Genomic DNA, 23,344 nt, shown 5'->3' with positions numbered 1-23,344 from the left:
GGACCGCCGGATCGACCGCGTGCGGCGTGGAGTATTTACACGCGAGCGGCCTACTTCCTGCCGTGACAGCCCGGACGATCCGCGCGCTCGACGCGCCGGTGTTCGGCGTCGACGTCCAGAGCGGCGACGTGCGCGGAGACGCGCCCTCCTACGCGCTCGTCGTGCTCTCGCCGGCCGACGACGACCCGGACGCGCCGGACGCGGACGGCCCGATGGCCCGCGTCGAGCGCGACGTGGTCTCGCTCCGCAAGCTCAGGCGCCTCATCGAGGAGCGCCAGCCCTCCCGCGTCGCCACCGACAACGCCTACGAGCTCGCCGCCGACACGAACGACCTCGTCGGCCTGCTCCGCTCGCTGCCCGACGGGACGCGGCTGGTGCAGGTGACCGGCGCGGAGCGGCCCGAACCGCTCTCGCGGGTCGCGTCCAGACACGGCATCCCGTACGGCAAGGAGCCGATGAAGGAGGCGGAGGCGGCCGCCAGACTGGCCGCCGCCAACGTCGGCCACGTCGTCTCCGCGTTCACCGACGAGACCACCGTGAAGGTCTCGCGCGGCCGCTCGACCGGCAAGGGCGGGTGGAGCCAGGACCGCTACACGCGCCGGATCCACGGCAACGTCAAGAAGCGGACTCGGCAGGTCGAGTCCGAACTGAAGGACGCGAACCTCGAGTACGAGCGCGAGGTGACCGAGAAATACGGCGGCTACGCAAACGCGGTCTTCACCGTGCAGGCGCGGCCGGAGGGGATCCCCGTCTCGAACTCCCGGGCGGGCGACGTGCGCGTGGAGGTCGAGCGCGAGCGCCGCGACGGCATCACCTACGAGCCCATCGTCCGGCGGCGCGACCGGGTCGTCGTGGGGATCGATCCCGGAACCACGACCGCGGCCGCGGTCGTCGGCCTCGACGGGACGGTCCACGACCTCTACTCCTCGCGGACGGCGGACACGGCGGACGTGACCGAGTGGATCATCGAGCGCGGGCGCCCGGTCATCGTCGCGGCCGACGTCGAGCGCATGCCCGAGACGGTCGAGAAGTTCAGGCGCTCGTTCGACGCCGCGGGATGGACGCCCGACTCGGACATCCCCGTGGACGAGAAGCTCCACCGCACGCGAGAGGTGACCTACGAGAACGACCACGAGCGGGACGCGCTCGCGGCCGCGCTGTACGCGGTCGACGACCACGCCGACCAGTTCGACCGGATCACGCGAAAGACGCCCGCCCGCGTCGACCGCGAGGAGGTGATCGCCCGCGTCGTCGCCGGCGGCTCCTCGGTCGAGGCGGCGCTGACGGACCTGACCGACGACGGCGGAGACGGGGACGACGGCGAGGAGGGCGGCGAAACGCCCGAGGGGGGCGATCCGACGGCGCCGGACCGCACTCCCGAGGAGGAGGAGATCAGGCGGCTCCGGCGGCGCGTCGACCGACTGGAGGACCACGCGGCGGACCTCGAGGACGAAGTGGACGAGAAGGACGAGCGGATCGCGGAGCTGGAAGAGCTGCTCTCCGAGGCCAAACGCGAGGAGCGGATCGAGGCCCGGGAGCGTCGCACCGTCTCCCGCATCCAGCGCGAGAACGAGCGGCTGGAGCGCGAGCGCGAGGCGGCCGTCGAGCGCGCCGACGACCTCGCGGACAAGCTCGACCGCCTGAAGGAACTGTGGAAGATCGACCACTCGGACTTCACCGACGTGGCGGAGGGGCGGAACCTCGTCTCCGTCAAGCCGGTCGCCCAGTTCACGCTGGACGCGATCGAGGCCGCGGAGGCGGACTACGGGCTCGCGACCGGCGACGTGGTCTATCTCCGGGACGCCTCCGGGGCCGGCCGCCGCACCGCCGAGCGCCTCGCGGAGACCGAGCCGCGGCTGGTGCTCCGGGCGGGGACCGTCCCCGAGGTCGCCGAGGAGACGCTGTTCGAGGCGGGCGTTCCGGTCGCGCCGGCCGATGACGTGGAGATCCGCGAGATCGACGAGCTCGCGGTCGCCAGCGAGCGGGACGTGCGCGAGGCGGTCGCCGACTGGCGCGACCGCGCGGAGTCGTGGCACCGGGAGCGGACCGAGGAGACGATCGACCGCATCATCTCCGAGCACCGCGCCGACCGCGACTGACCGGCCGGCGGCCGCGAGCCGGTCGCGGAGGACGGCCGCCGCCCGGGTTCCCCTCTCGCGGCAAGAAAATTTATGGCTCCTGAACGCGGAGTAATAGTTGAGGGAGCGGCGGCCGGTCGCACCCCCGGCCGTCCTGCTCCCCGCGGGCGCGCGCCGCCGAGTCGACCCCGCGGTCGGCATCCGGCGGTCGCGCGACCCTACCTCCGGGGTGCCGCGACCCCCACCTTCGGGCGCCCCCATCGTTCGTCGGCCCGCTCCCCACCCGGGCCGCGCGAACGGTTCCCACCGTTCCAGAAGTCATATCCCACCCCTGCCCACAGTGAGGTGTATGGAAGCCTACGAGTTGATCACCCGGAACGCGGCCGAGGTGGTCACCGAAGAGGAGATCGAGGCGCTGGCCGACGACCCCGACGGGAAGCGGGCGTACGTCGGCTACGAGCCCTCGGGCGTCCTCCACATCGGGCACATGCTGACCGCGAACAAGCTGATCGACCTCCAGGAGGCCGGCTTCGAGGTCACGGTGCTGCTGGCGGACGTCCACGCCTACCTCAACGACAAGGGGTCGTTCGCGGAGATCCGGCGGACCGCCGAGCGCATGCGCGACCAGTTCATCGCTTACGGGCTCGACGAGGAGCGCACGCAGTTCGTGCTCGGCTCGGACTTCCAGCTCGACGACGACTACACGCTCGACCTGCACGCGCTGGAGCTGGAGACGACCCTCGCCCGCGCCGAGCGCGCGATGGCGGAGATCAAGTCCGGCGACTCGGTGAAGGTCTCGCAGGCCGTCTACCCCCTGATGCAGGCGCTGGACATCCCGTACCTCGGCGTCGACCTCGCGGTCGGCGGGATGGAGCAGCGCAAGGTCCACATGCTCGCGCGCGACGTGCTCCCGAGCATCGACCGCGCGCCGCCCACGAGCCTCCATACCCCCCTGATCGCCGACCTCGCGTCGGGCGAGGGGAAGATGTCCTCCTCCGCGGGCGTCACCATCTCGATGGAGGACTCCCGCGAGGACATCGAGACGAAGGTGAACAAGGCGTACTGTCCGCCGACCGCGGACCCCGAGCCGACGGACGACGGCGTCGACCGCGAGAACCCCGTGCTCCAGATCTTCGAGTACCACGTCTTCCCGCGCTTCGACGCGGTCGTCGTCGAGCGCCCCGACGAGTACGGCGGCGACCTGGAGTACGACGCCTACGACACGCTGGAGGCGGACTTGGAGTCCGGCGAACTCCACCCCGCGGACGCGAAGGGCGCGCTCGCGGAGTACCTCGACCGCCTGATCGCGCCCGGCCGGAAACAGCTGGAAGAAGAGCAGTCGTAAGCGGCCGCGCGAACTTTTGTGACCGTTCTGCGATTCACTGACGGCCTGCTGTACGCTGGTTTTTGTGTGATTGAGCGTCCTGCTGTGCTCGCCGTGAATACCTAGAAAGCCCTCGACCGGTCGCGGGCGCTCAGCGACATATCGGCGCTCTCAGCACAGCCCGCGCCGATAGGGGTCGTCTGAACGCCCGCGACCGGCCTCGCCCTTTCAGTCCGCCAGGGCGTGGTTCGTCTGCTCGGCCGCTGGAGCCGGTCGATCGGTGAGCCTCGGCGCCGGCTGTCGAGTCAAGGGTGGCCTCGCGCCTCCCCAGCCTCAGCCGCCCGCGGCCTCCGCGGTGCTCCGGCCGCGGCCGGGTTCCACCGGAAATCGAAGATTTCCGAGCAGCCTGCGTGCGGTAGCGCGCTGGCGACCTCGCGCGCGTCGGGTCGCGCGCGCCAAACGTTGGACAGCCGGCAGGACGATGCACCGCGACTAGCGCGAGCAGGCTGTACTCACGGCGGGAGTTGTGCGGTATCCGCGAAAAACGTTCATCCGGCAGGCGGTTGCGGTGCTGTGCAGTCGGGGCGCGCCGCGGCGACCGCGAAGCGTGTCGCCGCGACCGCGCGAGGTCGCCAGCGCGCTACTGCACGCTGGAGGCCAGCGGGACGCGGGTTGTCCCGCGCGGCGGAGAAGCGCGAGCGCGCGGTGAGGCTCCCGCGAGCTCGGCGAGCGGGACGACGGCAGTCGCAGCCCGGCAGCCCGCCACTGCAGGCAGCCCGGACCGTCTGCCGGAACCCGGCGCGGTCGAGCCGGTTGGGGCTTTCTGGGTGGTACCGTCCGGATCAGCAGGATCAGCAGAACCGGATCAGCAAGCGCCGTATAGAGGGCCGGTTGGAGATCTCTGGATGTTGACGCTCCAACCGGCAGGATCCATGACCGAAACGCAAACGCCGAGGACTACATCCGGAACCGCTCCGGACGTACCCCCAACTCGAACGCCGCGACTCTCTCCGCCGCCTTAGACGTTCGGCGCGTCCATCTCGGCCTCGTCCAGCGAGCGGTTGTGGAGCGCCTCGCCGGAGTCGCGGTCGAACAGGTGGATGGCGTTCGCCGGGATGCCGACGCGGGCGTCGGTTCCGTCCGCGATCTGTCGGAGGCCGTCGACCGTCGCGGTGAGGTCGGGGCCGTCCGGGAGCGTCAGGTGGACGACGTTCTCGTTGCCCATCGGCTCGACCACGTCGACGGTCGCGTCGAAGACGTGCTCGCTCGCCACGTCGTCGGGGTCGCCGTCGGCGCTCACGCGCACGTCCTCGGGGCGAACGCCGAGCGTGACCGCGGACGCGCCCGCGACCGCGTCGGCCGCGTCGCCCGCGAGCGGGTAGGTGAGCCCCTCGCCCGCGGCCAGCGTGCCGTCCTCGACGGTCGTCTCCACGAAGTTCATCGACGGCTCGCCGATGAAGCCCGCGACGAAGCGGTTGGCGGGGCGGTGGTACGCCTCCAACGGCGTCGCCACCTGCTGGAGCTCGCCGGCGTCGAGGATGGCGATGCGGTCGCCCATCGTCATCGCCTCCGTCTGGTCGTGCGTGACGTAGACGGTGGTCGTGTCCAGGTCGTTCTGGAGCTGTTGGAGCTCCGTCCGCATCTGCGACCGGAGCTTCGCGTCGAGGTTCGACAGCGGCTCGTCCATCAGGAACGCTGCGGGCTCGCGGACGATGGCGCGCCCGAGCGCGACGCGCTGGCGCTGCCCGCCCGAGAGCGCGCCGGGCTTGCGGTCGAGGAGGTCGGTGATGTCGAGCATCGCCGCCGTCTCCTCGACGCGCTCGTCGATGGTCTCGGAGTCGAGGTCCGTCGACTCCTCGAGCCCGAAGCGCATGTTGCCGCGGACGGTCATGTGCGGGTAGAGCGCGTAGCTCTGGAACACCATCGCGATGTCCCGCTCCGCGGGGCCGCGCTCGTTGATGCGCGTCCCGTCGAGGCGGACCTCCCCGTCCGTGACCGTCTCCAGCCCCGCGACCATGCGCAGGGTGGTGGACTTGCCACAGCCGGAGGGACCGACGAGGACGAGGAACTCCCCGTCCGCGATGTCGACGTTCACGTCGTCGACGGCGACCACCGCGTCGGGGCCGTCGCCGAACCGTTTCGTCACCGAGTCGAGTTCGAGTCGTGCCATTAGCTTTCACCTGCCACGCCTTTCGCGAACTGTTCGCCGAACAGGACGTACACGACGAGCGTGGGCAACGCCGCGACGAACGCCCCTGCCATCTGGAGGTTGTACTGGTTGACGAACGATCCCTGCAGCTGGTTGAGCGCGACGGTGACCACCTGGTTCGAGGGGTCGGTGACCAGCACGATGGCGAACAGCAGGTCGTTCCACACCTGCGTGAACTGGTAGATCAGCGTCACCGCGAAGATGGGCACCGACAGCGGGAGGACGATCCGCCGATAGATCGTCGCCGCGGAGGCGCCGTCGAGGCGCGCGGCCTCGATCATCTCCTCGTCGAGCGTCGCGTAGTACGACCGGAACAGCACCGTACAGATCGGGATCCCATAGGCGGCGTGGGTCAGACTCAGCGTGATGAGCCCCTCGTAGCTCCCCACGAACCCGAGCGGGATCAGCGACGGGAGGTCGACCGCCGACCAGAACTGCCGGAGCGGCACCAGCACGGACTGGTACGGCAGGAACACGCCCGCGACGAACAGCACCAGCACGCCGGTCTGGCCGCGCCAGTCGAGGTTCGTCAGCCCGTACGCCGACAGCGACCCGAGCAGCGCCGACAGCACGGTCGCGGGGATCGCCATCAGCAGGCTGTTGATCAGCCCCTGCGAGAGCCGGTCGAACGCCACCTGCCACGCGGCCAGCGTGAACTCGCCGAGCGGCGGGGGCGCGAACGGCGTCGTCGCCCGGAAGCCCGCCTCCGTCTTGATCGAGGTGGCGAGCCCGGACTCCAGCGGCGCGAGGTAGAACGCGACCATCGCGAAAAGCACCGCGTACAGCGCGGCCCGCGAGCGGTCGACCGCCGCGACCGCCGCACGCAGGTCGGCGACGCGGCTCACAGCTCACCCCGCCGGTACTGCGCGTAGAGGTACGGCCCGATCACCGACAGCGCCATCGCGAAAAGCACCGTGGCGACGGCGGCGCCGTACGACCACTGCAGCCTGTCGAAGGCGACCCGGTACATCATCACCGAGAGGATGTCCGCGGACTGGCCGGGGTTGACCCCGAACAGCACGAACAGGAAGTCGAACGCCTTCAGCGCGAACACCATCAGCACGACCGCGGCCGACATCGTCGACGCGCCCAACTGCGGGATGATGACCCGCAGGTAGACGCGGAGCGTCGAGGCGCCGTCGATGCGCGCCGCCTCGTACTGATCGCGCGGGATGGCGCGGAGTCCCGCGAGGTACACTACCATGCAGTAGCCGGAGAACTGCCACATCAGCGCGAAGATGATGGCGAACAGCTTCACGTCGGGGTTCGAGAGCCACGCCGTCGTGAGTACGTCGAGGCCGACCCCCCGAAGCGCCGTGTTGATCAACCCGATCCGCGGGTTGTACATCCACGACCAGAAGATGGCCGTGACGACGAACGAGAGGCTCATCGGGAGCAGGTATATCGTCCGGAACGTGTTCTCGAACCGGATCCCGCGGTCGATCAGGATCGCGAGCAACAGCCCCACGGCCAGCGACAGCACCGTGAACAGCAACAGCAGGATCAGCGTGTTCCAGAACGCGCTCGTGAAGGAGGGGTCGACGAGCAGCTGCTCGTAGGCGGCGAGCGAGAAGTCGGTGTACTCGGGCTGACCGAGCCCGTCCCAGCCGATCAGCGAGATGACGAGGTTCCACGCCACCGCGCCGTAGACGAAGATCCCCACGAGCACCGCGGGCGGCCCCCAGAAGGGGAGCGACTCCACGAACTCGCTGCGCCGAAGACGCGTCAGGATCGACGCGTCAGTCCCGGTCGCGGCGGACGCGGTCGCTCCGCCGTCGGCCCGCAACTGTCGCTCCCCGCCGGACCGAGACCGCCGCTCCTCGTCGCTCTCGGCGTCGTCCGGGTCGCGGTCGCTTCGCCCGAAAAGTCCTCCGAGCATCGAGGCTCAGAAGGAGTTCGCGATGGCCTCGTAGGCCTGGTCGACGTCGCCGTTGCCGTTGAAGTTGGCGAACGCCTCCTCAAGCGAGGAGTGGACGCTCGGCGCGACGGAGGTCCCGTGCGCGATCGACGGCGGCTGTGTGTTCGAGTTGTTGAAGTCCTCGATCTGCCGGGAGAGGAACGGCCCGAAGTCGTCGGTCGGCACGTCGGTACGCGGCGGGATCGACCCCTTCACGGGGTTGAAACGCGCCTGCGCGTCGACGCTGCCGGCGTACGAGAGGAACTTCTCGGTCGCCTCCGGCGACGGGTTGTTGGTCGGGAAGACGAACGAGTCGATGACCGACTGGTAGACGCTCGTCGAACCCGGGAACGGCACCATGTCCCAGTCCTCGCCGAACTCGAAGCCGTCGGCCGCGCGGTACTGGCCGGCCGCCCAGTCGCCCTGGTGGATGAAGGCGGCGTCGCCCTCGATCAGCGCGCTGTTGCCCTGGTCCCAGGAGATCGAGCCGGCGTCCTCGGGGAAGTACTCGGAGTAGGTGTTGAGCAGTTCGAGGCCGTTGCGGACCTCCGTCTCAAGCGAACTCACGTCGCCGTCGATGAACGTCCGGTAGGCGTCGACGCCCTGCATCCCGATGAAGATCGACTCCCACAGCTGGAGCGAGGACCACGGACTCTGCGTCTGGTGGGCCAGCGGCGTCGCGTCCGTCTCGTCGGCGACCGTCTGGAGCGCGTCCGCGAGCTGCTGCGGGTCGTTGATGTCCGTCGGGTCCACGCCCGCCGACTCGACGACCTCGACGTTGTAGAAGAGGTTGTTGAGCCGGTGGATGTTGATCGGCACCGCGACGAGGTTCCCCGCGGGGCGCGCGAGGTCGACGATGTCGCCCAGGTACGCCTCCTCCATCTCGTCGGTCCAGACGGAGTCGCCGATGTCCTCGAGGAGATCCTCCTCGGTGTACGGCGTCAGCGCCTGGCCGGGCCAGATCTGGAACGTGCTCGGCGGGTCGCCGTCGAGCACGCGGTTCTGGATCACCGCGTCGATAGCCGACCCCGCCCCGCCCGGCGCGGGGTTGTCGACGATCTCGACGTCCGGGTGCTCCTCGCGGAAGCCGTCGAGCAGGGCCTGATAGGCGTCCTGCTCGCCGCCCGCGGTCCACCAGTGGACGATCTCGAGTTCCGACCCACCGTCACCGCCGTCACCGCCGTCGCCGGAGCCGTCCTCGGTGTCGCCGGAGCCGCCCTCGGTCTCGGTCATCCCGACGTCTCCCTCGGGGTCCTCGGAGCAACCGGCCAGTCCGACCGCGACAGCGGCGCCCGCACCCGCCACGTAGTGGCGGCGGGTGAGGCGATTCGCGTCGTCGTCACGTTCGTGATCGTTCATGGATGTCCGTCAGGGTGATTCGGCCGGACATACTTAATGATTGTATGTTCACTCCAATTCGAGTCAATCATTTTTGTCCCCGTGACGCTCCCGACCGACCGATTCTTGAGCGCGCGTCCCCGACGAGCCGGTAATGGACGGACCGCTGTGGACCGAGGCGCACGCGCCCGACCTCGGGGAGATCCGGCAGGACGAGGCCCGCGAGCGGCTGGAGCGCGCGGTTGACGAGCCGATGAACCTCGTCGTGCAGGGGCCGCCCGGCGTCGGCAAGACCGCGGCCACGCGGGCGCTGGCCCGGGAGACGCACGCCGACCCGGACAACGACCTGATCGAGATCAACGTCGCGGACTTCTTCTCGCGAACGAAGAAGGAGCTTCGACAGGACCCCCGCTTCGAGAGCTTCCTCGCCGGCCGCTCCCGGATGGCCAAACGCGACATGATCAACCGCGTGCTGAAGGAGTCGGCCGCCTACGCGCCGATGTCCGGCGAGTACAAGACGCTCGTGCTGGACAACGCGGAGGCGATCCGCGAGGACTTCCAGCAGGCGCTCCGGCGCGTGATGGAGAAGCACCACCGCACCACCCAGTTCGTGATCACCACCCGACAGCCCTCCAAGCTCATCCCGCCGATCCGGTCGCGCTGCTTCCCGGTGCAGGTGCGTGCGCCGACCACCGACGAGACGATGGACGTGCTGGCGACGATCTGCGACCGTGAGGACGTGGCCTACGACGACGACGGGTTGGAGTTCGTCGCCAGCGCCGCCGGCGGGGACCTCCGGCGTGCGATCCTCTCGGCGCAGGCGACCGCGGTCGCGGCCGACGAGGTGACGATGTCGGCGGCCTACGAGACGCTCGGCGACGTGGGCGACGACGAGACGATCCGCGAGGCGCTCGCGGCCGCTCAGTCCGGCGACCTGAAGGACGCCCGGTCGACGCTCGACGACCTGCTCGACGAGGGCGGCTACGACGGGCCGGGGCTCCTGCGGGAGCTCCTCCGGGTCGCGCGGGCCGGCTCCGCGTACGACGGCGCCCAGCTCGCCCGGCTCCACAAGCTCGCCGGCGAGGCGGACATGGACCTCTCGGAGGGGCTCGACGACCGCCTCCACCTCACCCACCTGCTCGCCTCGTGGGCGGCCGGCCGCGAGACGCTCGCCGCCGACTTCCGCGACCCCGTGGAGGCGTAGACGATGTCCGATCCCACGGATCCCGACGACGCCGCCACCGGCCCGCCGCTCGCCCGCCTCCTGCCGTTCCCGGTCGTCGACGACGCGTGGCGGCTCGCGCGCCCACCATTCCTGTCCGGCGCGGCGCTCCTCGCCCTCGTTCCGCCCGCCGGTCTGGCGCTGCTCCTGCTGGGGCTCGGCGTGCTCTGGTTCCACCGCGACCCCGCGCGTGCGGTCCCGGACGCGGGCGTCGTCAGCCCCGCTGACGGCACCGTCTCGGTGGTCCGCGAGGAGGGCGACCGACTCCGCGTCGGCGTGTTCATGAACGTCACCGACGTGCACGTCAACCGGGCGCCGATGGCCGGCGAGGTGCGCGAGGTGCGCCACCGCCCCGGCGCGTACAAGCCCGCGTTCTCGAAGGACTCCGACCGCAACGAACAGGTCGTAGTCGACTGCGGGGACTACGAGCTGTTCCTGATCGCCGGCTGGTTCGCCCGCCGGATCCACCCCTCGGTCGCGGCCGGCGACGAGGTCCGCCGCGGCGACCGCGTCGGGCACGTCTCGTTCGGCTCGCGCGCCGACGTGCTGTTCCCGCCCGCGGTGGACCGCGAGGACCTCAGGGTCGCGGTCGGCGACTCCGTCCGCGCCGGCGAGACGATCCTCGCCGAGCGCTGACCGGGCCGATCGGTTCCCGGCGGTTGCGGGGCCGGTCGCCCTCGGTCGCGACTCGCGCGTCCAACCGCATTCCTTATTCACAGGCGCTCGCAAGGAGCGGGCGAGATGGACACCGACCCCCTCCACGCGCGCTATCCCTTCTTCGAGGCGGCCCGCGAGGCCGTCGCGGCGGCGGAGGTCGCGCTGCCGGAACTCGTCGCGGCGGGCGCGCCGGCGGTCGAGCGCGGCCGCGAGCGCGTGGAGCGGGCGCTGATGGAGGGCACCGTCGAGAGCGAGACGCCCGAGGAGTACGACACGCGCGCGGAACTGCTCTCGTACCCGGTCGCGCGCATCCTCGTCTCGCTGCTCGACTCCTCGGCCGCCGTCGAGAAGTACGCGACCGCGGAGGCCGCCACCGCCGCCGAGCGGTTCGCGGCCGACGCCGAGCGCGGCGACGACGGTCTCCGCTCCACGACGACGGTGACGGTCGACCGCGACCAGGTCCTCGCGGAGTTCGACCTCGCGGACCGCGTCCGCGCCGAGCCGATGGCCGGGAACCGGGAGCCGGAGTGGTTCCGGGTCGGCGTCGGCGCGTACCTCTCCCTCTCCTCGCCCGACTGGGGGGAGTCGTGGCGCCTCGTCAACCGCGAACTCGCGGGCGGCGAGGTGCGCGTCGAGCGCGAGGAACTCTACCGGCTGCTCCGCGCGGCGGTCCGCGAGCGCGTGCTGGAGGGGCTCCCGTTCGAGCTGGAGGCGGAGGGACAGCTCGCGACGGAGCTGGAGTCGCAGGTGGCGGACCTCAAGCGCCTGCTCTCGGAGCGGCCGCACGTCGGCCCCATCGACGTGGTCGTCCCGGAGCTGTTCCCGCCCTGCATGACCAACCTGATCGACAAGGCCGAGCGGGGGGTCGAGCTGTCGCCGCCGGAGAGCTTCGCGCTGATGGCGTTCCTGACCGGTATCGGGCTGGACGCCGACGAGGTGGTCGCCTTCTGTGCGGACACGAGCCTCGACGCCGAGGAGGTGCGCTATCAGACCGAGTACCTCCGGGACGACAGGGGGACCCAGTACCCGCCGCCGACCTGCGAGACGCTCTCGGCGTACGGCATCTGCCACAACGAGGAGGAGCACTGGCGCGTCGCCGCCGACCCCCTCGCGTACTACGAGACGAAGCTGGAGGCGGCCGACGACGTGACCGGCTGGCGCGAGCGCGCGACCCCCGAGCCCTCCGAGGGGTAGCGCCGGTCTCGCCCCGCCGATCGCGCGTGGTTCGCGACGCGGCGAGGACGTCGAACGCGGCGCGGACGAGGCGTCGAACCGCACGATATTTCCGCGCGCTTCGCGCATAGCCGCACGAATGGACGAGCCGGTCCTGCTGACGGGCGCGGGCGGTCGCGTCGGGCAGGCGATCCTCGACGGCATCGGCGACGCCTACGAGTGGCGCCTGCTGGATCGCGAGCCGCTGCCGGCCGAAAAGGTCCCCGCGGGCGTCGACGACGGGGACGTGTACGTCGCCGACATCACCGACGAGGAGGCGGTCCGCGAGGCCGTCGCGGGCGTCGGCGCCGTGATCCACCTCGCGGGCGATCCCCGGAAGAACGCGCCCTGGGACAGCGTGCTCCGCAACAACATCGACGGCACGCAGGTCCTCATGTCCGCGGCGGTCGAGGCCGGCGTCGAGCGGTTCGCGTTCGCCTCCTCGAACCACGCGGTCGGTCACTACGAGACCGAGCGCAAGCCCGACCTCTACCGCGAGGACGACGACTTCCGGCTCGACGGCACCGAACTCCCCCGGCCCGGCAACCTCTACGGTGTCTCGAAGGCCACCGGCGAGTTTCTCGGACGCTACTACCACGACGAGACGGGCCTCTCGGTCGTCTGCGTCCGCATCGGCAACCTGACGAAGGACCATCCGCCCCGCGAGTACGAGCGCGGGCAGGCGATGTGGCTCTCCCACCGCGACTGCGCGCACCTGTTCGACCGCTGTCTGCGGGCCGACTACGGCTTCGAGATCGTCTACGGCATCTCCGAGAACGACCGCCGGTACTACTCCATCGAGCGCGCGAAGGAGGCGCTCGGCTACGAGCCGCGGGACAACTCCGCGGAGTTCACCTTCGAGGGCGAGCCGCGGGGCGGAGAGTCGCCGGAGTAGCGACCGCCGGATACCCGCCGCTCCGCAGGCGAACCGCTGAAATACCCGACCCGCCTACCTCACGCCAGTGTCACAGCAGTTGGCCGACGTCGAGACGCTGTTCCTCCACGAGGCGCGGAGCGACTACACCGTCGTCGCGGTGAAGGACGGCACCCGGCTGCTCCGCGGGCGGCTCGAGTTGAAGGAGACGAGCGCCGGCCCCCGACCGGGGAAGTTCATCGCCGTCCGCGGGGACGACGAGGAGCCGCGCCGCCCGGAGGAGTTCGTCGACCTCGCGCGGGCGGCCAAGCGGATCCGGATCTCCCAGCAGACCTCGCCGGCGGGCCGCGAGGAGCTGCAGGCGGCGCTTTCCGGCTACCAGCTCGACGCGCTCGTCGTGCGGACCTGCCGGCAGTGCGCCGCGAGCGGCCGCTACTCGCCGATCACCGAGGAGACGGCGATCAAGCACAACGACGAGCACATCTGCCCCGACTGCGCGAAGCGGGAGCTCGACCGCGAGCTCTCCTTCACGGGGAACTTCACGGGCGCCGCGGAGGACCGGCTGGAGGACCTGCTCCTGGAGACGCAGGACCTCGACCGCATCGCGACCCTCGTCTCCGGCGGCCTCGACCCGGACCTGACCAAGTACGACGAGGTCTCCGCCACCGTCGAGGACGTCTCGCCGGTGCGGACCGACGAACTCGACCTCCACGACGACCTCGCGCGGCTGACCCAGGACCGCTTCGAGGAGCTGCTGCCGGTCCAGAGCCTCTCGGTCAGGAACGGCCTGCTCGACGGCGACGACCAGCTCGTGGTGAGCGCGACCGCGACCGGGAAGACCCTCGTCGGCGAGCTCGCGGGGCTCGACCGCGCGCTGAAGGGGGAGGGGAAACTCCTGTTCCTCGTCCCGCTCGTCGCACTCGCCAACCAGAAACACGAGGACTTCGAGGACCGCTACGGCGACCTCGTGGACGTGTCGATCCGGGTCGGCTCCTCGCGCATCGACGACGACGGCAATCGCTTCGACCCGAACGCGGACGTGATCGTCGGCACCTACGAGGGGATCGACCACGCGCTCCGGACCGGCAAGGACCTGGGCGACGTGGGAACGGTCGTCATTGACGAGGTCCACACCCTGAAGGAGGGCGAGCGGGGCCACCGCCTCGACGGGCTCATCTCCCGGCTGAAGTACTACAGCGAGCGCCGACAGGAGCAGGTCCCATCCTTCGACGGGACGCAGTTCGTCTACCTCTCGGCGACCGTGGGCAACCCCGAGTGGCTCGCCCGGAAGCTCCGTGCCACCCTCATCGAGTTCGAGGAGCGCCCGGTGCCCATCGAGCGCCACGTCACCTTCGCGGACGGCCGCGAGAAGGCCCGCATCGCGAACAAGCTCGCGAAGCGGGAGTTCGACACGAAGTCCTCGAAGGGGTACCGCGGGCAGACGATCATCTTCACCAACTCCCGGCGGCGGTGCCACGAGATATCGCGGAAGCTGGAGTACTCCTCGGCCCCCTACCACGCCGGGCTCGACTACGGCCGCCGGAAGCAGGTCGAGCGGCAGTTCCTGAACCAGGACCTGTCCGCCGTGGTCACGACCGCTGCGCTAGCGGCCGGGGTGGACTTCCCCGCCTCGCAGGTCGTCTTCGACTCGCTGGCGATGGGGATCGAGTGGCTCTCCGTCCAGGAGTTCTCGCAGATGCTCGGGCGCGCGGGGCGGCCGGACTACCACGACCGCGGCCGCGTCTACCTCCTCGTGGAGCCGGACTGCACCTACCACAACTCCATGGAGCGCACGGAGGACGAGGTGGCGTTCACGCTGCTGAAAGGCGAGATGGAGGACGTGGCGACCGCCTACGACGAGACCGCCGCGGTCGAGGAGACGCTCGCGAACATCACCGTCGCGGGCAAGCGCGCCAAGCGGCTCAACGACCGCATGATCGGCGACGTGCCGACCAAACACGCGATCGGCAAGCTGCTCGAGTGGGAGTTCATCGACGGCTTCGAGCCGACGCCGCTCGGCCGCGTGATCACCAGGCACTTCCTCGCGCCCGACGAGGCGTTCCGGATCCTCGACGGGATCCGGAAGGGGATGGCGCCGTACGACCTCGTCGCCGAGTTGGAGCTCCGCGAGGACGAGCGGTAGGGGGCGGTTCACACGGGCGACGCCGAGCGAAACGCTTTAGCGCGCGATAGCGATATAGAGAAACGCGGGACCGTGGGTTAGCCTGGTATACTTCGGGCCTTGGGTGCCCGTGACCCCGGTTCGAATCCGGGCGGTCCCATTTTCGCGGCGCGAGTACTTTGCGAGCGCCGCGTGTGAGGCGCGGATTCGCATCCTGTCCTTGCGGTGCGGACGCGACCGTGTCGGCCGCCAAGCACTTATCCGACGCTCACGAGCCGTTCGTATGAACGGACGCACGGCAGCGATCGCGGTCGTCCTGTCGGTCGTAGTGCTCGGCGGTCTCGCCGCGGGCTTCCTCGTGCTCGGCGGGGCCCCGGGCGGCGACGGCGGCGGGCTCGCTGGCGACGGAGCTGGGGGCGAAGGCGGGAGCGGTGGCGACGATGCGGGTGCGGCGACCGCGACGCCCGCGATGGAGGACACGAACGCCTCCTTCCAGTTCACCATTGACGAGATCGAGGAGTGCGGAAACACCTGCCGTGACGTGACCGCGACGATCGTCAACGACGGCGGCGAGACGGCCGAAGGGATCGTCGTCCACACGACGATGTACGCGGACGACGACGTGGTCTGGGAGGGCACCGAGGAGATCGGTGAGCTCCCCGCGAACGAGAGCTACACCTCCACGCGCGAGGTCGACGTCGGCTATGGCGGCGGCGCGAAGATCCAGGAGAACGACGGCTACGTCACGATCGAGACGGTGATCGAGTTCGACGACGGGCAGGAAGTGTTCACTGAGCGCCGGCAGGCCGCCTGACTCGGGCCGGGACTCGCGCCGCAACGCGCGGCACGGACCCGTCGCGACGCGCGGCACGGACCCGCCGCGGACGACCGCGGGCGCGGTCCGAGTCACCCGACCGCCGTGCTTCGAAATCCTTTTGTCTTCCATCGGCGTTGGTCGGAATGCGAGCCGCCTTAGCTCAGATTGGGAGAGCACTCGACTGAAGATCGAGCTGTCCCCCGTTCAAATCGGGGAGGCGGCATTCCTTTTCCACACGGACCGCATTCGTGAGTCTCGACTGAAGTAGAGCTGTCCCCCGTCCCGGCAGGACCTCTACGTCTCGGCGGCCGGGCCGTCGATCCGGCCCACCCGCGGATAGATGTACTCCCGGAGGTCGACCCACTCCCAGTCGAGGCGGCGTCCGGACACGAACCCCTGCCGGGACAGCGACCCCGCGTCGCCGAGATAGCCGCTCATCTCGGGGTCGGAGACGTACCACACGAGTTCGGTGTCGTCCGTGACGTAGTACGACCGGTGGCTATCGCTGAACGCGTCGTGTCGCTCGGCCAGTCGCCGGTAGAACTCGTCGAGGGCGTCGTCGACGCGCACCGGCTTCGCGTCGACGCCCGCCTCGACGAGCAGGTGGCCGTCCCCCGCCTCGTTGAACACCGACAGCATCCGCGTTTCCACGCCGCGAAGCGAATCGTACAGCGACGCCAGCGTAACGGTCTTCTCCTCGCAGTTCCCGCCGGTCCGCCACGTCTCGGTCGGCGGTCTGAACGGCCGCGTTCCGCCCTCGTGGCGTCGCTCGTACGGAAGCTTCCGGTAGATGTAGAAGTGCAGCGCCGCCGCGACGGTGACGGGCGTCCACTCGCCGTCGTAGCCGGAAAAATGGCTGTCGAGGATCTCCCGGACGATCGGCTCCATTCCCGACTGGAGGTGGCCGTAGTAGTCGACCATGCTCAGCGGTCGTGCCAGTCGTCGCCCTCGCGAGACACGTCCTGAAGGATGTCGTCGAGGTCCGCCTTCTCCGTCGGATCGATGTCGTCCGTCGACCCCGCGGTCGGGTCGTACACGTCGGTGGTGGCGAGCGTCTTGCCCAGGTCGGTGACGTTTTGATCGATGGCGTCGAGTCGCTGGTCGAGCTGTTGCTCGACCCGTTCGACCATCGCCCCCAGCTCTCGGGACTCCGTCCGTTCCGTCTCGACGGCTTCGACGAGGTTCTCGTCCGACAGCCCGTTCACCGTCTCGGCCTTCGCTTCGAGCCGATCGAGCTTCTGGTCGTGGTCGTCGACCAGTTCGACGACCGCCTCGTACTCCTCGAGCATCTCTCCGATCGTCTCGAGCAGTTGCGACTGTGTGTCGAGGATCGAAACGACTTCTTCGCGGTCGGCGTGCCGCGAGTTCTCCACGAACGCCCGTAGGTCCCGGTACCGGTTCGAAACAGAACGGTATCGCTCCCGATACTCGCTGTCCGTCATTGTGACGACTGGCGACCCGAGCGAGTTATACTTTGGCAGGGTTCCGTCTCACCCCGTCGACATCGCGCTGCGGTGCCGAGCGGTCGCCGTCCGCACAGCGTACCGGTTCACGCTGGAAACCGCGACCCCCGCAGGGGCGGGCGCTTTCGCTCGATCAGACGTGCTGACCCCAGAGGCCGTCCCCTTTCGTCACCTCCACGTCTCCCTCGACCCGGGTCTGACAGGCGAGTCGCACGTCGTGACTCGGGTGGTGCGGCGGCATCGAGAGGCGGATCCGCTCCTTGCGTGACGGCTCGCTCACCTCCCCGTCGACCTGCACCGCGCAGGTGCCACACGAGCCCGTCCCCCGGCAGTTGAACGTCTCGGCCTTTCCGTTGTAGACGGAGAGCCCCGCTTCCTGTAGCACGTCGCGCAGCACCGCTCCCTCCTCGCACTCGATCTCCTCGCCGCGGTAGTGTACCGTTGGCATGATCTGCGTTTGCATACGTCACGACGGGCCAAAGATGGTGGGGCTCGCCGGTCGGTGACGGAGCCGGGGTAACGGTCTTGATCCCGGGGGCCGTCGTTCGGGGCGTGATCCCCGATCTCCCCGACGCCGCGAGCCGAAAGCGCCCGCTCCGCTACCTGATGGGCTTCCTCTACGTCCTCGCGGGCGTGGCGCACTTCCTCGCCCCTCGGCGGTTCGCTCGGATCGTCCCGCCGCGATTCCCGCGGCCGCGGGCGCTCGTCTACCTCTCCGGCGCCGCCGAGGTCGTTCTGGGCGTCGGCGTGCTGTTCAGGCGAACCCGCCGAGCGTCGGCGTGGGGCATCGTCGCGCTGCTGCTGGCAGTCTTTCCGGCGAACGTCTACATGGCCACCGACGGCGTGGCGGCCGAACTCGTCCCCGACCGCTACGCGGGCCTCGCCCGGGTCGCGGCGTGGGTTCGGCTTCCGCTGCAGGGGGTTTTGATCCTGTGGGCGTGGTGGCACACGAGGCGGGACGTTGGAGGCGCGTAGTCGCCGGAGCGCCCGCGCGACGGCATAAAACGGCGCGGCCGAGCTACTCGTCGACGTTCACGACGCGCGTACCGGCCGCGAGGTCCCCGAGTCGCTGGTGTTCGTCGGAGACGTAGGCGACGAGGACGCCGACGAGGTAGAACGCGGGCAGGGCGTCGACGATCCGAAGGAGGTTGCGAACGACCGCGGCCACCCACGTGCAGTCGTCGCCGTCCTCGGTGACGACGACGATGTCGCGGTACCGCTTGCCGAGCGTCTGTCCGTAGTACCCCTCGAAGACCGTCTGATAACCGAGCAGGACGACCGGCGAGATGAACTGCACCGCGACCAGAAAGCCGCCGAAGCCGCCGAACGAGCCCTCGATCAGGAGCGCGCCGCCCACGTATCCGAGCAGTCCGATGACCCCGACGACCAGCAGGCCGTCGATGAGGAGCGCTTCGAGGCGTCGGTCGAGGACGCCGGCCAGTTCCGTAACGTCGGGATCGGGATATCGATCCATAACGATTCGGTGGGCCGATGCTGTAATAAAAAGGTAGCGCGGCGAGTATCACGACTGATAGCCCGGTCGGCTCCGACTTCGCGTGGACCCTCGCGTGGGGAGTCGTGGACGGACCGGTCCGCAAAACGGAGTGCTAACTGTTCGCTGGTCTGGGTCGGGGGTACGGGTGCCGCTACTGGCCCCAGAAGTCCTCGCGGCTGCCGAGGCGTTCGCGGTCGGGGCGGCTCGGACCGTCGCGTTCCGCCTCGTCGCCCTCGCCCTCGTCGGCGCCCTCGCCCTCCTCGTCCCCTTCCTCCTCCTCGGGGAGGCGTTCGACGACCTCCTGTGCGGTGGCGTGGCTGGACTTGACGCGGTGGATGCGGACCTCGGCGCGGGCGGGCGGGAGGAGGCCGTCGACGAGGACGATGAAGCCGTCCTCGGTGCGGCCGACGCCAGCGCCGCTCTCGTGGATGTCGTCGACCTCGACGACGACCTGCTCGCCGGGCTGGACGGGCTGTTCCTTCAGCTCGTAGATCGGCATGTCGTAGTGGTTGCACCACTCGGCGCCGCCCTTGTTCCCGTAGTGTTGACACCCCATCCCCTGAATTTGCTCCTCGAACTGGGGGCAGTCGTCGGCGAGCGGACAGTTAGCCATACGTAAACTAGCCCGGGGGCGCTCTAAATCCTTCCGACTGGGCCCCCTCTACGGGCCCGAGTCGGCGTCCGGCGTCCCGTCGCGACTTCCGATCACTCCGCGACCGCGTCCGCGACCTCCTCGGCGAGTTCGATGTCGCGACGCCGGAGTTCCCTGACGAACCGCAGCGCCGCGAGGTGGCCCGCGATCGCGACGCCCGCCGCGACGACCGCGGTGCCGACGAACAGCCGCACGAGCACCGCCGGCCCGACCGCGAGCGACAGGCCGCCGGCCGTGACGCCGGGGACGGGACCGAGCAGCCGCGACCCGAGCCAGAACCCGACGCCGTAGATGACCCACTTCACCGGCGGGTTCATCACGAGCAGCACCGCCACCAGCGCGAGGTTGCTGACGCGCTCGAGGTACCGGGCGGCCAGCGCGAAACAGACCAGCGCGAGGCCGAAGTTCGGGAGCGCGGCGACGAAGAGCCCGACCGAGAACGTCGCCGCCACGTCGCGCGGCGGATGGTCCTCGCTGAACGCCTCCTCGAGCCGCTCTCGTGTTCGATCCCGGTAGGTGGAGAGTCGCCGTCTCACGGATCCGGGTGGCGCTCCACGACCATCAACGCACCGCCGACCGCGTCGACCCGGGGGCGCCGCCGACCGCGCCGTCCGCTCTGCGGCGATGGCTTGAAGATCGTGGAGCGCGTGGGTACGACTAACACACATGAGCTCGGAAACGTCGGACCGGGCGTCCGCCGTCGGGGACGGCTGCTGTCCTCGGTGTGCGGACGCCGAGCGTCTCCTGTCCCAGGCGGGCGCTGACCCGGGCGCGCTCGCGACCGGGGACCGCGAGCGGGGGCCCTCCGTCTCCGCGGTTCCGGACGACCACGTCAGCACCGTGTACGAACTGCGCGACGTCGGCTGTCGGCGGTGCGGGGCGGTCGCGGAACTGGGCGTGGAGGCGATCGAGGGGGTGAGCGCCGCGACCGCCAGCGCGCCGACCGCGAGCGTGCAGGTCCACTACGACCCGGCGACGGTCGAACCGGCCGCGCTGGAACGTCGGTTCGCGGCGGTGGGGTATCCAGTCGCGAGCCGCGGCGAGGCGTTCGCGAACCGGCGGGCGACCGCGTGGGCGGGCGCGCGGTTCGCGGCGGGGATCATGGCCGGCCTGATGGCGCTGTCGTCGTACGGCGCCGTGATGTACCCCGCGCGCTTCGAGTGGCTGCTCGGACCGACGATCGCCGAGCACCTCAACGAACAGCTGGTGGCGACCGGGAGCTTCGCCTATCACCTCAACATCGGCGTGCTGGCGGGTATCGTGCTGTTCTTCGCCGGCAAGCCGATGATCGACGGCGCCCGCGCGGCGCTCGCGGAGCGGTCGGTCTCGCTCGACCTGGCGGCCGCGAGCGCCGCCGTGCTGGCGTACGGAACGAGCTGGGTCGGCGTCGCGACCGACGCGATGTGGCTGGTCCACTTCGACGTGGTCGTCGCGGTGGCGCTGGCCACCTCGGTCCAGCGGCTGCTGGACGCGAGCGAGCAGGGCGTCGGTCCGACCGACCTCGAGACCGACGCGACGGCGCGGGAGGCGGCCGACTCGACGGGTTCGGACCGTGAAGCGCCGCTATCCGCGGGCTCGTCCGACTGAAACGCCCCCTTTTCTCGCTAGCAGCCAACACGGAACCCTTATCCGTGTGACCCGCATCTGTTTGGTTGCAATGGCAACCGGTACGGTTGATTTCTTCAACGACACGGGCGGTTACGGCTTTATCGACACTGAGGACGCTGACGAGGACGTCTTCTTCCACATGGAGGACGTTGGCGGTCCGGACCTCGAGGAGGGGCAGGAAGTCGAGTTCGACATCGAGCAGGCCGACAAGGGCCCGCGCGCGACGAACCTGACGCGCCTGTAAGGCGCGTCGAGCCCGACGAATCGGCACACTGACACGTTTTCGGATTTTCTCTCACTCGGTAGCGGCGTCGCCGTTCCACGGGTTCACCGAGTAGAGACCGTACTCCGCGTCCAGCGACCGCGTCTCCTCGTTCTCGACCGCACAGAGGACGGTGACGCCGGCGACGGACGCGCCGGCGCGTTCGAGCAGATCGGCCGCCACGCCGACCTGCGAGGCCGTCTCGACGTAGTCGTCGACGACCAGGACCGACGCGCCGTCCGCGACCATGCGGCGGTCGAGTTCGAGCGTCTTCTCGGTCCCGGTCCAGTCGACGCAGTCGTCCGCGAGGCGGTGCTCCTCCGCGATGGGGAGTTTGCCCCCCTTCCGGACCGCGACGAAGCCGGCGTCGAACGCGCGCGCCAGCGCCGCGCCGGGGATGAAGCCCATCGCGTCGATGCCCGCGACGGCGTCCGGGTCGACCGCGGTGGCGTCCCGCATGTCCACAACCGCGGCCGCGAAGTGGTCGGGGTCGGCGAAGACGTTCGGGACGTTCGAGCGGTAGTCGGCGCTCTCCATCAGCGCGGCGTACTCCTCCCACTCCATGTCGTCCGGTGCGGTCGGAACCGGGTTGTAGCTGACGGGCGCTGAGGATCCGGGGGATTCACCCCGTCACGCCCCTTTTGCCGCTCGACCGCGTATCCCCGTCAGTGAGCGTTACGACCCTCCACGATCCGAGCCACCGGGAGGCGCTGTGGGAGCTGGAGTCAGCCTTCGAGCGCGGCGACCTGATCACCGTCTTCGGCCGCTGTGAGGTCGACTACGAGGGACGGGCCGCCTCGGAGCTCGGCCCCGGCGACCGCCTGCTGATCCTCAAGCCGGACGGCGCGGCGCTGGTCCACACCGACGAGCAGCGCACGCCGGTCAACTGGCAGCCGCCCGGCTCCGAGCACCGCGCCGCGGTGCGGGACGGTCGGCTCCGCGTCCGCTCCGAGCGCGAGAACCCCGACGAGAGCCTGACGGTTCGGTTCGCGGCCGTCCACCAGCTCTCGGCGATGGCCGTCACCGGCGGACGCGACCTCGACGTCCACGGGAGCGAGGCTGACCTCAAACGCCGCGTCCTCGACCATCCCGACCTCGTCGAGGAGGGGTTCGACCCCGTGGAGACGGAGCGGGACAGCGCGGCCGGCCCGATGGACGTGTTCGGCTACGACGCGGCGGGCCGGCCGGTCGTCGTGGAGCTGAAGCGGCGCCGGGTCGGGCCGAGCGCGGCCAGCCAGCTCGCGCGCTACGTGGCGGCGCTCGAACGCGAGCTCGGCGACGACGAGCCCGTCCGCGGCGTGCTGGTGGCGCCCTCGGTCACCGACCGGGCCGCGGAGCTGCTCGCCGAACAGGGGTTCGACCACGCGTCGGTCGCGCCGGCCGACGAGGACGCCCCCGATGGCCCGGACGAGGGGGCCAGCGACTCCGGCGACTCCGGCGACGAGGCGGTCGACGACGGGGAGCCGGCCGACGACACGGAGCCAGTTGACGACGCGGAGGCGGGCGCGCCGAGCGACGCCGCGTAGTCGATCCCTCGGCGCGGGACGTCGACCCGGCCGGCGCCCGGCCGATTTATACTCGGGGCGGCGAAACCGATCCGTCATGCCAGTTACCGAGACGGAACTGCCCGGGGTCGGCAAGAAACACGAGATCGACCTCGGGGGCGGCGAGACGCTGGTCGTGCTCACGCACAACAGCGGGCGTCGCGAGGTGTACAAACGGGCGTCCGCGGACGCCGACTCCGAGAAGCTGTTCGAGCTGACCGACCAGCTCGCGCGGACCGTCGGGACGATCCTCGAAGGGGCCTACTTCCAGCCCGTGGAGTCGCCCGACGCGCCCGACGCGCTGCTGCCCGGCGGCGCGCTGATCGAGTGGTTCGAGGTGGACGAGGGGTCGCCGCTCGCGGGCGAGACCCTGGGCGACGCCGACCTGCGCGCGAAGACCGGCGCCTCGGTCGTCACCATTCAGCGCGGCGACGACGTGCTCGCGAGTCCCGGTCCGGAGACGGAACTGCTGGTGGGGGACACGCTCATCGTCGTCGGCGACCGCGAGAGCGTCGAGGAACTCGAGACGATGCTGTCGCGTCCGGTGGACCGTGAGTGAGGCGGGGCGCT

Annotated in this window: 24 protein-coding genes and 2 tRNA genes; 15 read left to right on the top strand and 11 right to left on the bottom strand. The window is 70.2% G+C overall.

Features of this window, described 5'->3' with window-relative positions:
* Positions 1–62 precede the first annotated feature (62 nt).
* Both ACQE3L_RS05180 and ACQE3L_RS05175 read left to right on the top strand, forming a co-directional pair.
* Positions 63–2,099 carry a DUF460 domain-containing protein gene (locus tag ACQE3L_RS05180; protein WP_426962711.1) on the top strand — a complete coding sequence of 679 codons (2,037 nt, stop codon included), beginning with the start codon at positions 63–65 and terminating at the stop codon, positions 2,097–2,099.
* Between the two features lie 328 nt (positions 2,100–2,427).
* Positions 2,428–3,423 carry a tyrosine--tRNA ligase gene (locus ACQE3L_RS05175; RefSeq protein ID WP_426962710.1) on the top strand — a complete coding sequence of 332 codons (996 nt, stop codon included), beginning with the start codon at positions 2,428–2,430 and terminating at the stop codon, positions 3,421–3,423.
* 997 nt (positions 3,424–4,420) lie between these two features.
* Here ACQE3L_RS05175 and ACQE3L_RS05170 read toward each other — a convergent pair.
* Genes ACQE3L_RS05170 through ACQE3L_RS05155 form a run of 4 tightly spaced genes read right to left on the bottom strand, consistent with a single transcriptional unit; the run spans position 4,421 to position 8,867 of the window.
* A complete protein-coding gene (locus ACQE3L_RS05170) occupies positions 4,421–5,572 on the bottom strand; it encodes an ABC transporter ATP-binding protein (protein WP_426962709.1) in 1,152 nt (383 codons plus the stop codon).
* Entirely contained in the window at positions 5,572–6,456 is an 885-nt protein-coding gene (locus ACQE3L_RS05165; protein ID WP_426962708.1) for a carbohydrate ABC transporter permease, read from the bottom strand. The genes ACQE3L_RS05170 and ACQE3L_RS05165 overlap by 1 nt, the downstream gene beginning before the upstream one ends.
* Positions 6,453–7,490: a carbohydrate ABC transporter permease gene (locus ACQE3L_RS05160; protein ID WP_426962707.1), complete on the bottom strand. Its 1,038-nt coding sequence runs from the start codon at positions 7,488–7,490 to the stop codon at positions 6,453–6,455. Before ACQE3L_RS05160 ends, ACQE3L_RS05165 begins: the two co-directional genes overlap by 4 nt.
* 6 nt (positions 7,491–7,496) lie before the next feature.
* A complete protein-coding gene (locus ACQE3L_RS05155; RefSeq protein ID WP_426962706.1) occupies positions 7,497–8,867 on the bottom strand; it encodes an ABC transporter substrate-binding protein in 1,371 nt (456 codons plus the stop codon).
* 133 nt (positions 8,868–9,000) lie between these two features.
* Here ACQE3L_RS05155 and ACQE3L_RS05150 point away from each other — a divergent pair, with 133 nt between their 5' ends.
* The 8 genes from ACQE3L_RS05150 (at position 9,001) to ACQE3L_RS05115 (ending at position 15,973) form a co-directional block, all read left to right on the top strand.
* On the top strand, positions 9,001–10,050 hold the full coding sequence (locus tag ACQE3L_RS05150; RefSeq protein WP_426962705.1) for an AAA family ATPase: 1,050 nt from the start codon (positions 9,001–9,003) through the stop codon (positions 10,048–10,050).
* 3 nt (positions 10,051–10,053) lie between these two features.
* On the top strand, positions 10,054–10,704 hold the full coding sequence (locus ACQE3L_RS05145) for a protein sorting system archaetidylserine decarboxylase (RefSeq protein WP_426962704.1): 651 nt from the start codon (positions 10,054–10,056) through the stop codon (positions 10,702–10,704).
* A 105-nt stretch (positions 10,705–10,809) separates the two neighbouring features.
* Positions 10,810–11,919: a DNA primase gene (locus ACQE3L_RS05140; protein ID WP_426962703.1), complete on the top strand. Its 1,110-nt coding sequence runs from the start codon at positions 10,810–10,812 to the stop codon at positions 11,917–11,919.
* Positions 11,920–12,037: 118 nt separating this feature from the next.
* Positions 12,038–12,832: an NAD-dependent glucose-6-phosphate dehydrogenase Azf gene (gene azf, locus ACQE3L_RS05135; protein ID WP_426962702.1), complete on the top strand. Its 795-nt coding sequence runs from the start codon at positions 12,038–12,040 to the stop codon at positions 12,830–12,832.
* Positions 12,833–12,899: 67 nt separating this feature from the next.
* Positions 12,900–14,954: a DEAD/DEAH box helicase gene (locus tag ACQE3L_RS05130; protein WP_426962701.1), complete on the top strand. Its 2,055-nt coding sequence runs from the start codon at positions 12,900–12,902 to the stop codon at positions 14,952–14,954.
* A gap of 66 nt (positions 14,955–15,020) precedes the next feature.
* A tRNA-Pro gene (locus ACQE3L_RS05125) sits at positions 15,021–15,093 on the top strand.
* A gap of 123 nt (positions 15,094–15,216) precedes the next feature.
* Positions 15,217–15,747, top strand: a complete 531-nt coding sequence (locus ACQE3L_RS05120; protein ID WP_426962700.1) for a hypothetical protein — start codon at positions 15,217–15,219, stop codon at positions 15,745–15,747.
* 152 nt (positions 15,748–15,899) lie between these two features.
* Positions 15,900–15,973, top strand: a tRNA-Phe gene (locus ACQE3L_RS05115).
* Between the two features lie 71 nt (positions 15,974–16,044).
* Here ACQE3L_RS05115 and ACQE3L_RS05110 read toward each other — a convergent pair.
* From ACQE3L_RS05110 to ACQE3L_RS05100, 3 genes are all read right to left on the bottom strand, one after another.
* Complete coding sequence (locus ACQE3L_RS05110; protein ID WP_426962699.1) at positions 16,045–16,671, bottom strand: hypothetical protein; 627 nt, start codon at positions 16,669–16,671, stop codon at positions 16,045–16,047.
* 2 nt (positions 16,672–16,673) lie between these two features.
* The gene (locus tag ACQE3L_RS05105) at positions 16,674–17,192 is read right to left on the bottom strand and encodes a hypothetical protein (protein ID WP_426962698.1); all 519 of its coding nucleotides are present in this window, start codon (positions 17,190–17,192) and stop codon (positions 16,674–16,676) included.
* A gap of 154 nt (positions 17,193–17,346) precedes the next feature.
* On the bottom strand, positions 17,347–17,661 hold the full coding sequence (locus tag ACQE3L_RS05100; protein WP_426962697.1) for a 2Fe-2S iron-sulfur cluster-binding protein: 315 nt from the start codon (positions 17,659–17,661) through the stop codon (positions 17,347–17,349).
* A 158-nt stretch (positions 17,662–17,819) separates the two neighbouring features.
* On the opposite strand from ACQE3L_RS05100, the gene ACQE3L_RS05095 reads away from it, so the two are divergent.
* Complete coding sequence (locus ACQE3L_RS05095) at positions 17,820–18,188, top strand: DoxX family protein (protein ID WP_426962788.1); 369 nt, start codon at positions 17,820–17,822, stop codon at positions 18,186–18,188.
* Positions 18,189–18,231: 43 nt separating this feature from the next.
* On the opposite strand, the gene ACQE3L_RS05090 is transcribed toward ACQE3L_RS05095, so the two are convergent.
* The 3 genes from ACQE3L_RS05090 to ACQE3L_RS05080 all read right to left on the bottom strand — a co-directional run bounded on the left by ACQE3L_RS05090 (position 18,232) and on the right by ACQE3L_RS05080 (position 19,896).
* Positions 18,232–18,687, bottom strand: coding sequence for an RDD family protein (locus ACQE3L_RS05090; RefSeq protein ID WP_426962696.1), 456 nt, complete (start codon positions 18,685–18,687; stop codon positions 18,232–18,234).
* Positions 18,688–18,859: 172 nt separating this feature from the next.
* Positions 18,860–19,321 (bottom strand): TRAM domain-containing protein, encoded by a 462-nt coding sequence (locus tag ACQE3L_RS05085; protein ID WP_426962695.1) that lies wholly within the window; start codon positions 19,319–19,321, stop codon positions 18,860–18,862.
* A 92-nt stretch (positions 19,322–19,413) separates the two neighbouring features.
* Positions 19,414–19,896: a DUF2062 domain-containing protein gene (locus ACQE3L_RS05080; RefSeq protein ID WP_426962694.1), complete on the bottom strand. Its 483-nt coding sequence runs from the start codon at positions 19,894–19,896 to the stop codon at positions 19,414–19,416.
* Positions 19,897–20,026: 130 nt separating this feature from the next.
* On the opposite strand from ACQE3L_RS05080, the gene ACQE3L_RS05075 reads away from it, so the two are divergent.
* Both ACQE3L_RS05075 and ACQE3L_RS05070 read left to right on the top strand, forming a co-directional pair.
* Positions 20,027–20,947 (top strand): hypothetical protein, encoded by a 921-nt coding sequence (locus ACQE3L_RS05075; RefSeq protein WP_426962693.1) that lies wholly within the window; start codon positions 20,027–20,029, stop codon positions 20,945–20,947.
* Positions 20,948–21,017: 70 nt separating this feature from the next.
* Positions 21,018–21,212, top strand: coding sequence for a cold-shock protein (locus ACQE3L_RS05070; RefSeq protein WP_058367336.1), 195 nt, complete (start codon positions 21,018–21,020; stop codon positions 21,210–21,212).
* 51 nt (positions 21,213–21,263) lie between these two features.
* On the opposite strand, the gene ACQE3L_RS05065 is transcribed toward ACQE3L_RS05070, so the two are convergent.
* The gene (locus ACQE3L_RS05065; RefSeq protein WP_426962692.1) at positions 21,264–21,794 is read right to left on the bottom strand and encodes a phosphoribosyltransferase family protein; all 531 of its coding nucleotides are present in this window, start codon (positions 21,792–21,794) and stop codon (positions 21,264–21,266) included.
* Between the two features lie 104 nt (positions 21,795–21,898).
* Between ACQE3L_RS05065 and nucS the strand changes: the two genes are divergently transcribed.
* A complete protein-coding gene (gene nucS, locus ACQE3L_RS05060; protein ID WP_426962691.1) occupies positions 21,899–22,756 on the top strand; it encodes an endonuclease NucS in 858 nt (285 codons plus the stop codon).
* Positions 22,757–22,832: 76 nt separating this feature from the next.
* Complete coding sequence (locus ACQE3L_RS05055) at positions 22,833–23,333, top strand: cation:proton antiporter regulatory subunit (protein ID WP_426962690.1); 501 nt, start codon at positions 22,833–22,835, stop codon at positions 23,331–23,333.
* Positions 23,334–23,344: the final 11 nt, after the last annotated feature.

The sequence above is a fragment of the Haloparvum alkalitolerans genome, from assembly GCF_050122995.1.
GTDB classification, from domain to species: Archaea; Halobacteriota; Halobacteria; order Halobacteriales; family Haloferacaceae; genus Haloparvum; species Haloparvum alkalitolerans.
The sequence above is the reverse complement of the archived record's forward strand: the minus strand, read 5'-3'. Positions and strand labels throughout refer to the sequence as shown.

Bases quoted from the DNA above. Each gene is read 5' to 3' on its own strand.
- ACQE3L_RS05175 (WP_426962710.1), top strand. From the start codon at position 2,428: ATGGAAGCCTACGAGTTGATCACCCGGAACGCGGCCGAGGTGGTCACC.
- ACQE3L_RS05170 (WP_426962709.1), bottom strand. From the start codon at position 5,572: ATGGCACGACTCGAACTCGACTCGGTGACGAAACGGTTCGGCGACGGC.
- ACQE3L_RS05160 (WP_426962707.1), bottom strand. From the start codon at position 7,490: ATGCTCGGAGGACTTTTCGGGCGAAGCGACCGCGACCCGGACGACGCC.
- ACQE3L_RS05155 (WP_426962706.1), bottom strand. From the start codon at position 8,867: ATGAACGATCACGAACGTGACGACGACGCGAATCGCCTCACCCGCCGC.
- ACQE3L_RS05150 (WP_426962705.1), top strand. From the start codon at position 9,001: ATGGACGGACCGCTGTGGACCGAGGCGCACGCGCCCGACCTCGGGGAG.
- ACQE3L_RS05145 (WP_426962704.1), top strand. From the start codon at position 10,054: ATGTCCGATCCCACGGATCCCGACGACGCCGCCACCGGCCCGCCGCTC.
- ACQE3L_RS05140 (WP_426962703.1), top strand. From the start codon at position 10,810: ATGGACACCGACCCCCTCCACGCGCGCTATCCCTTCTTCGAGGCGGCC.
- azf (WP_426962702.1), top strand. From the start codon at position 12,038: ATGGACGAGCCGGTCCTGCTGACGGGCGCGGGCGGTCGCGTCGGGCAG.
- ACQE3L_RS05120 (WP_426962700.1), top strand. From the start codon at position 15,217: ATGAACGGACGCACGGCAGCGATCGCGGTCGTCCTGTCGGTCGTAGTG.
- ACQE3L_RS05110 (WP_426962699.1), bottom strand. From the start codon at position 16,671: ATGGTCGACTACTACGGCCACCTCCAGTCGGGAATGGAGCCGATCGTC.
- ACQE3L_RS05105 (WP_426962698.1), bottom strand. From the start codon at position 17,192: ATGACGGACAGCGAGTATCGGGAGCGATACCGTTCTGTTTCGAACCGG.
- ACQE3L_RS05100 (WP_426962697.1), bottom strand. From the start codon at position 17,661: ATGCCAACGGTACACTACCGCGGCGAGGAGATCGAGTGCGAGGAGGGA.
- ACQE3L_RS05095 (WP_426962788.1), top strand. From the start codon at position 17,820: ATGGGCTTCCTCTACGTCCTCGCGGGCGTGGCGCACTTCCTCGCCCCT.
- ACQE3L_RS05090 (WP_426962696.1), bottom strand. From the start codon at position 18,687: ATGGATCGATATCCCGATCCCGACGTTACGGAACTGGCCGGCGTCCTC.
- ACQE3L_RS05085 (WP_426962695.1), bottom strand. From the start codon at position 19,321: ATGGCTAACTGTCCGCTCGCCGACGACTGCCCCCAGTTCGAGGAGCAA.
- ACQE3L_RS05075 (WP_426962693.1), top strand. From the start codon at position 20,027: ATGAGCTCGGAAACGTCGGACCGGGCGTCCGCCGTCGGGGACGGCTGC.
- ACQE3L_RS05070 (WP_058367336.1), top strand. From the start codon at position 21,018: ATGGCAACCGGTACGGTTGATTTCTTCAACGACACGGGCGGTTACGGC.
- ACQE3L_RS05065 (WP_426962692.1), bottom strand. From the start codon at position 21,794: ATGGAGTGGGAGGAGTACGCCGCGCTGATGGAGAGCGCCGACTACCGC.
- ACQE3L_RS05055 (WP_426962690.1), top strand. From the start codon at position 22,833: ATGCCAGTTACCGAGACGGAACTGCCCGGGGTCGGCAAGAAACACGAG.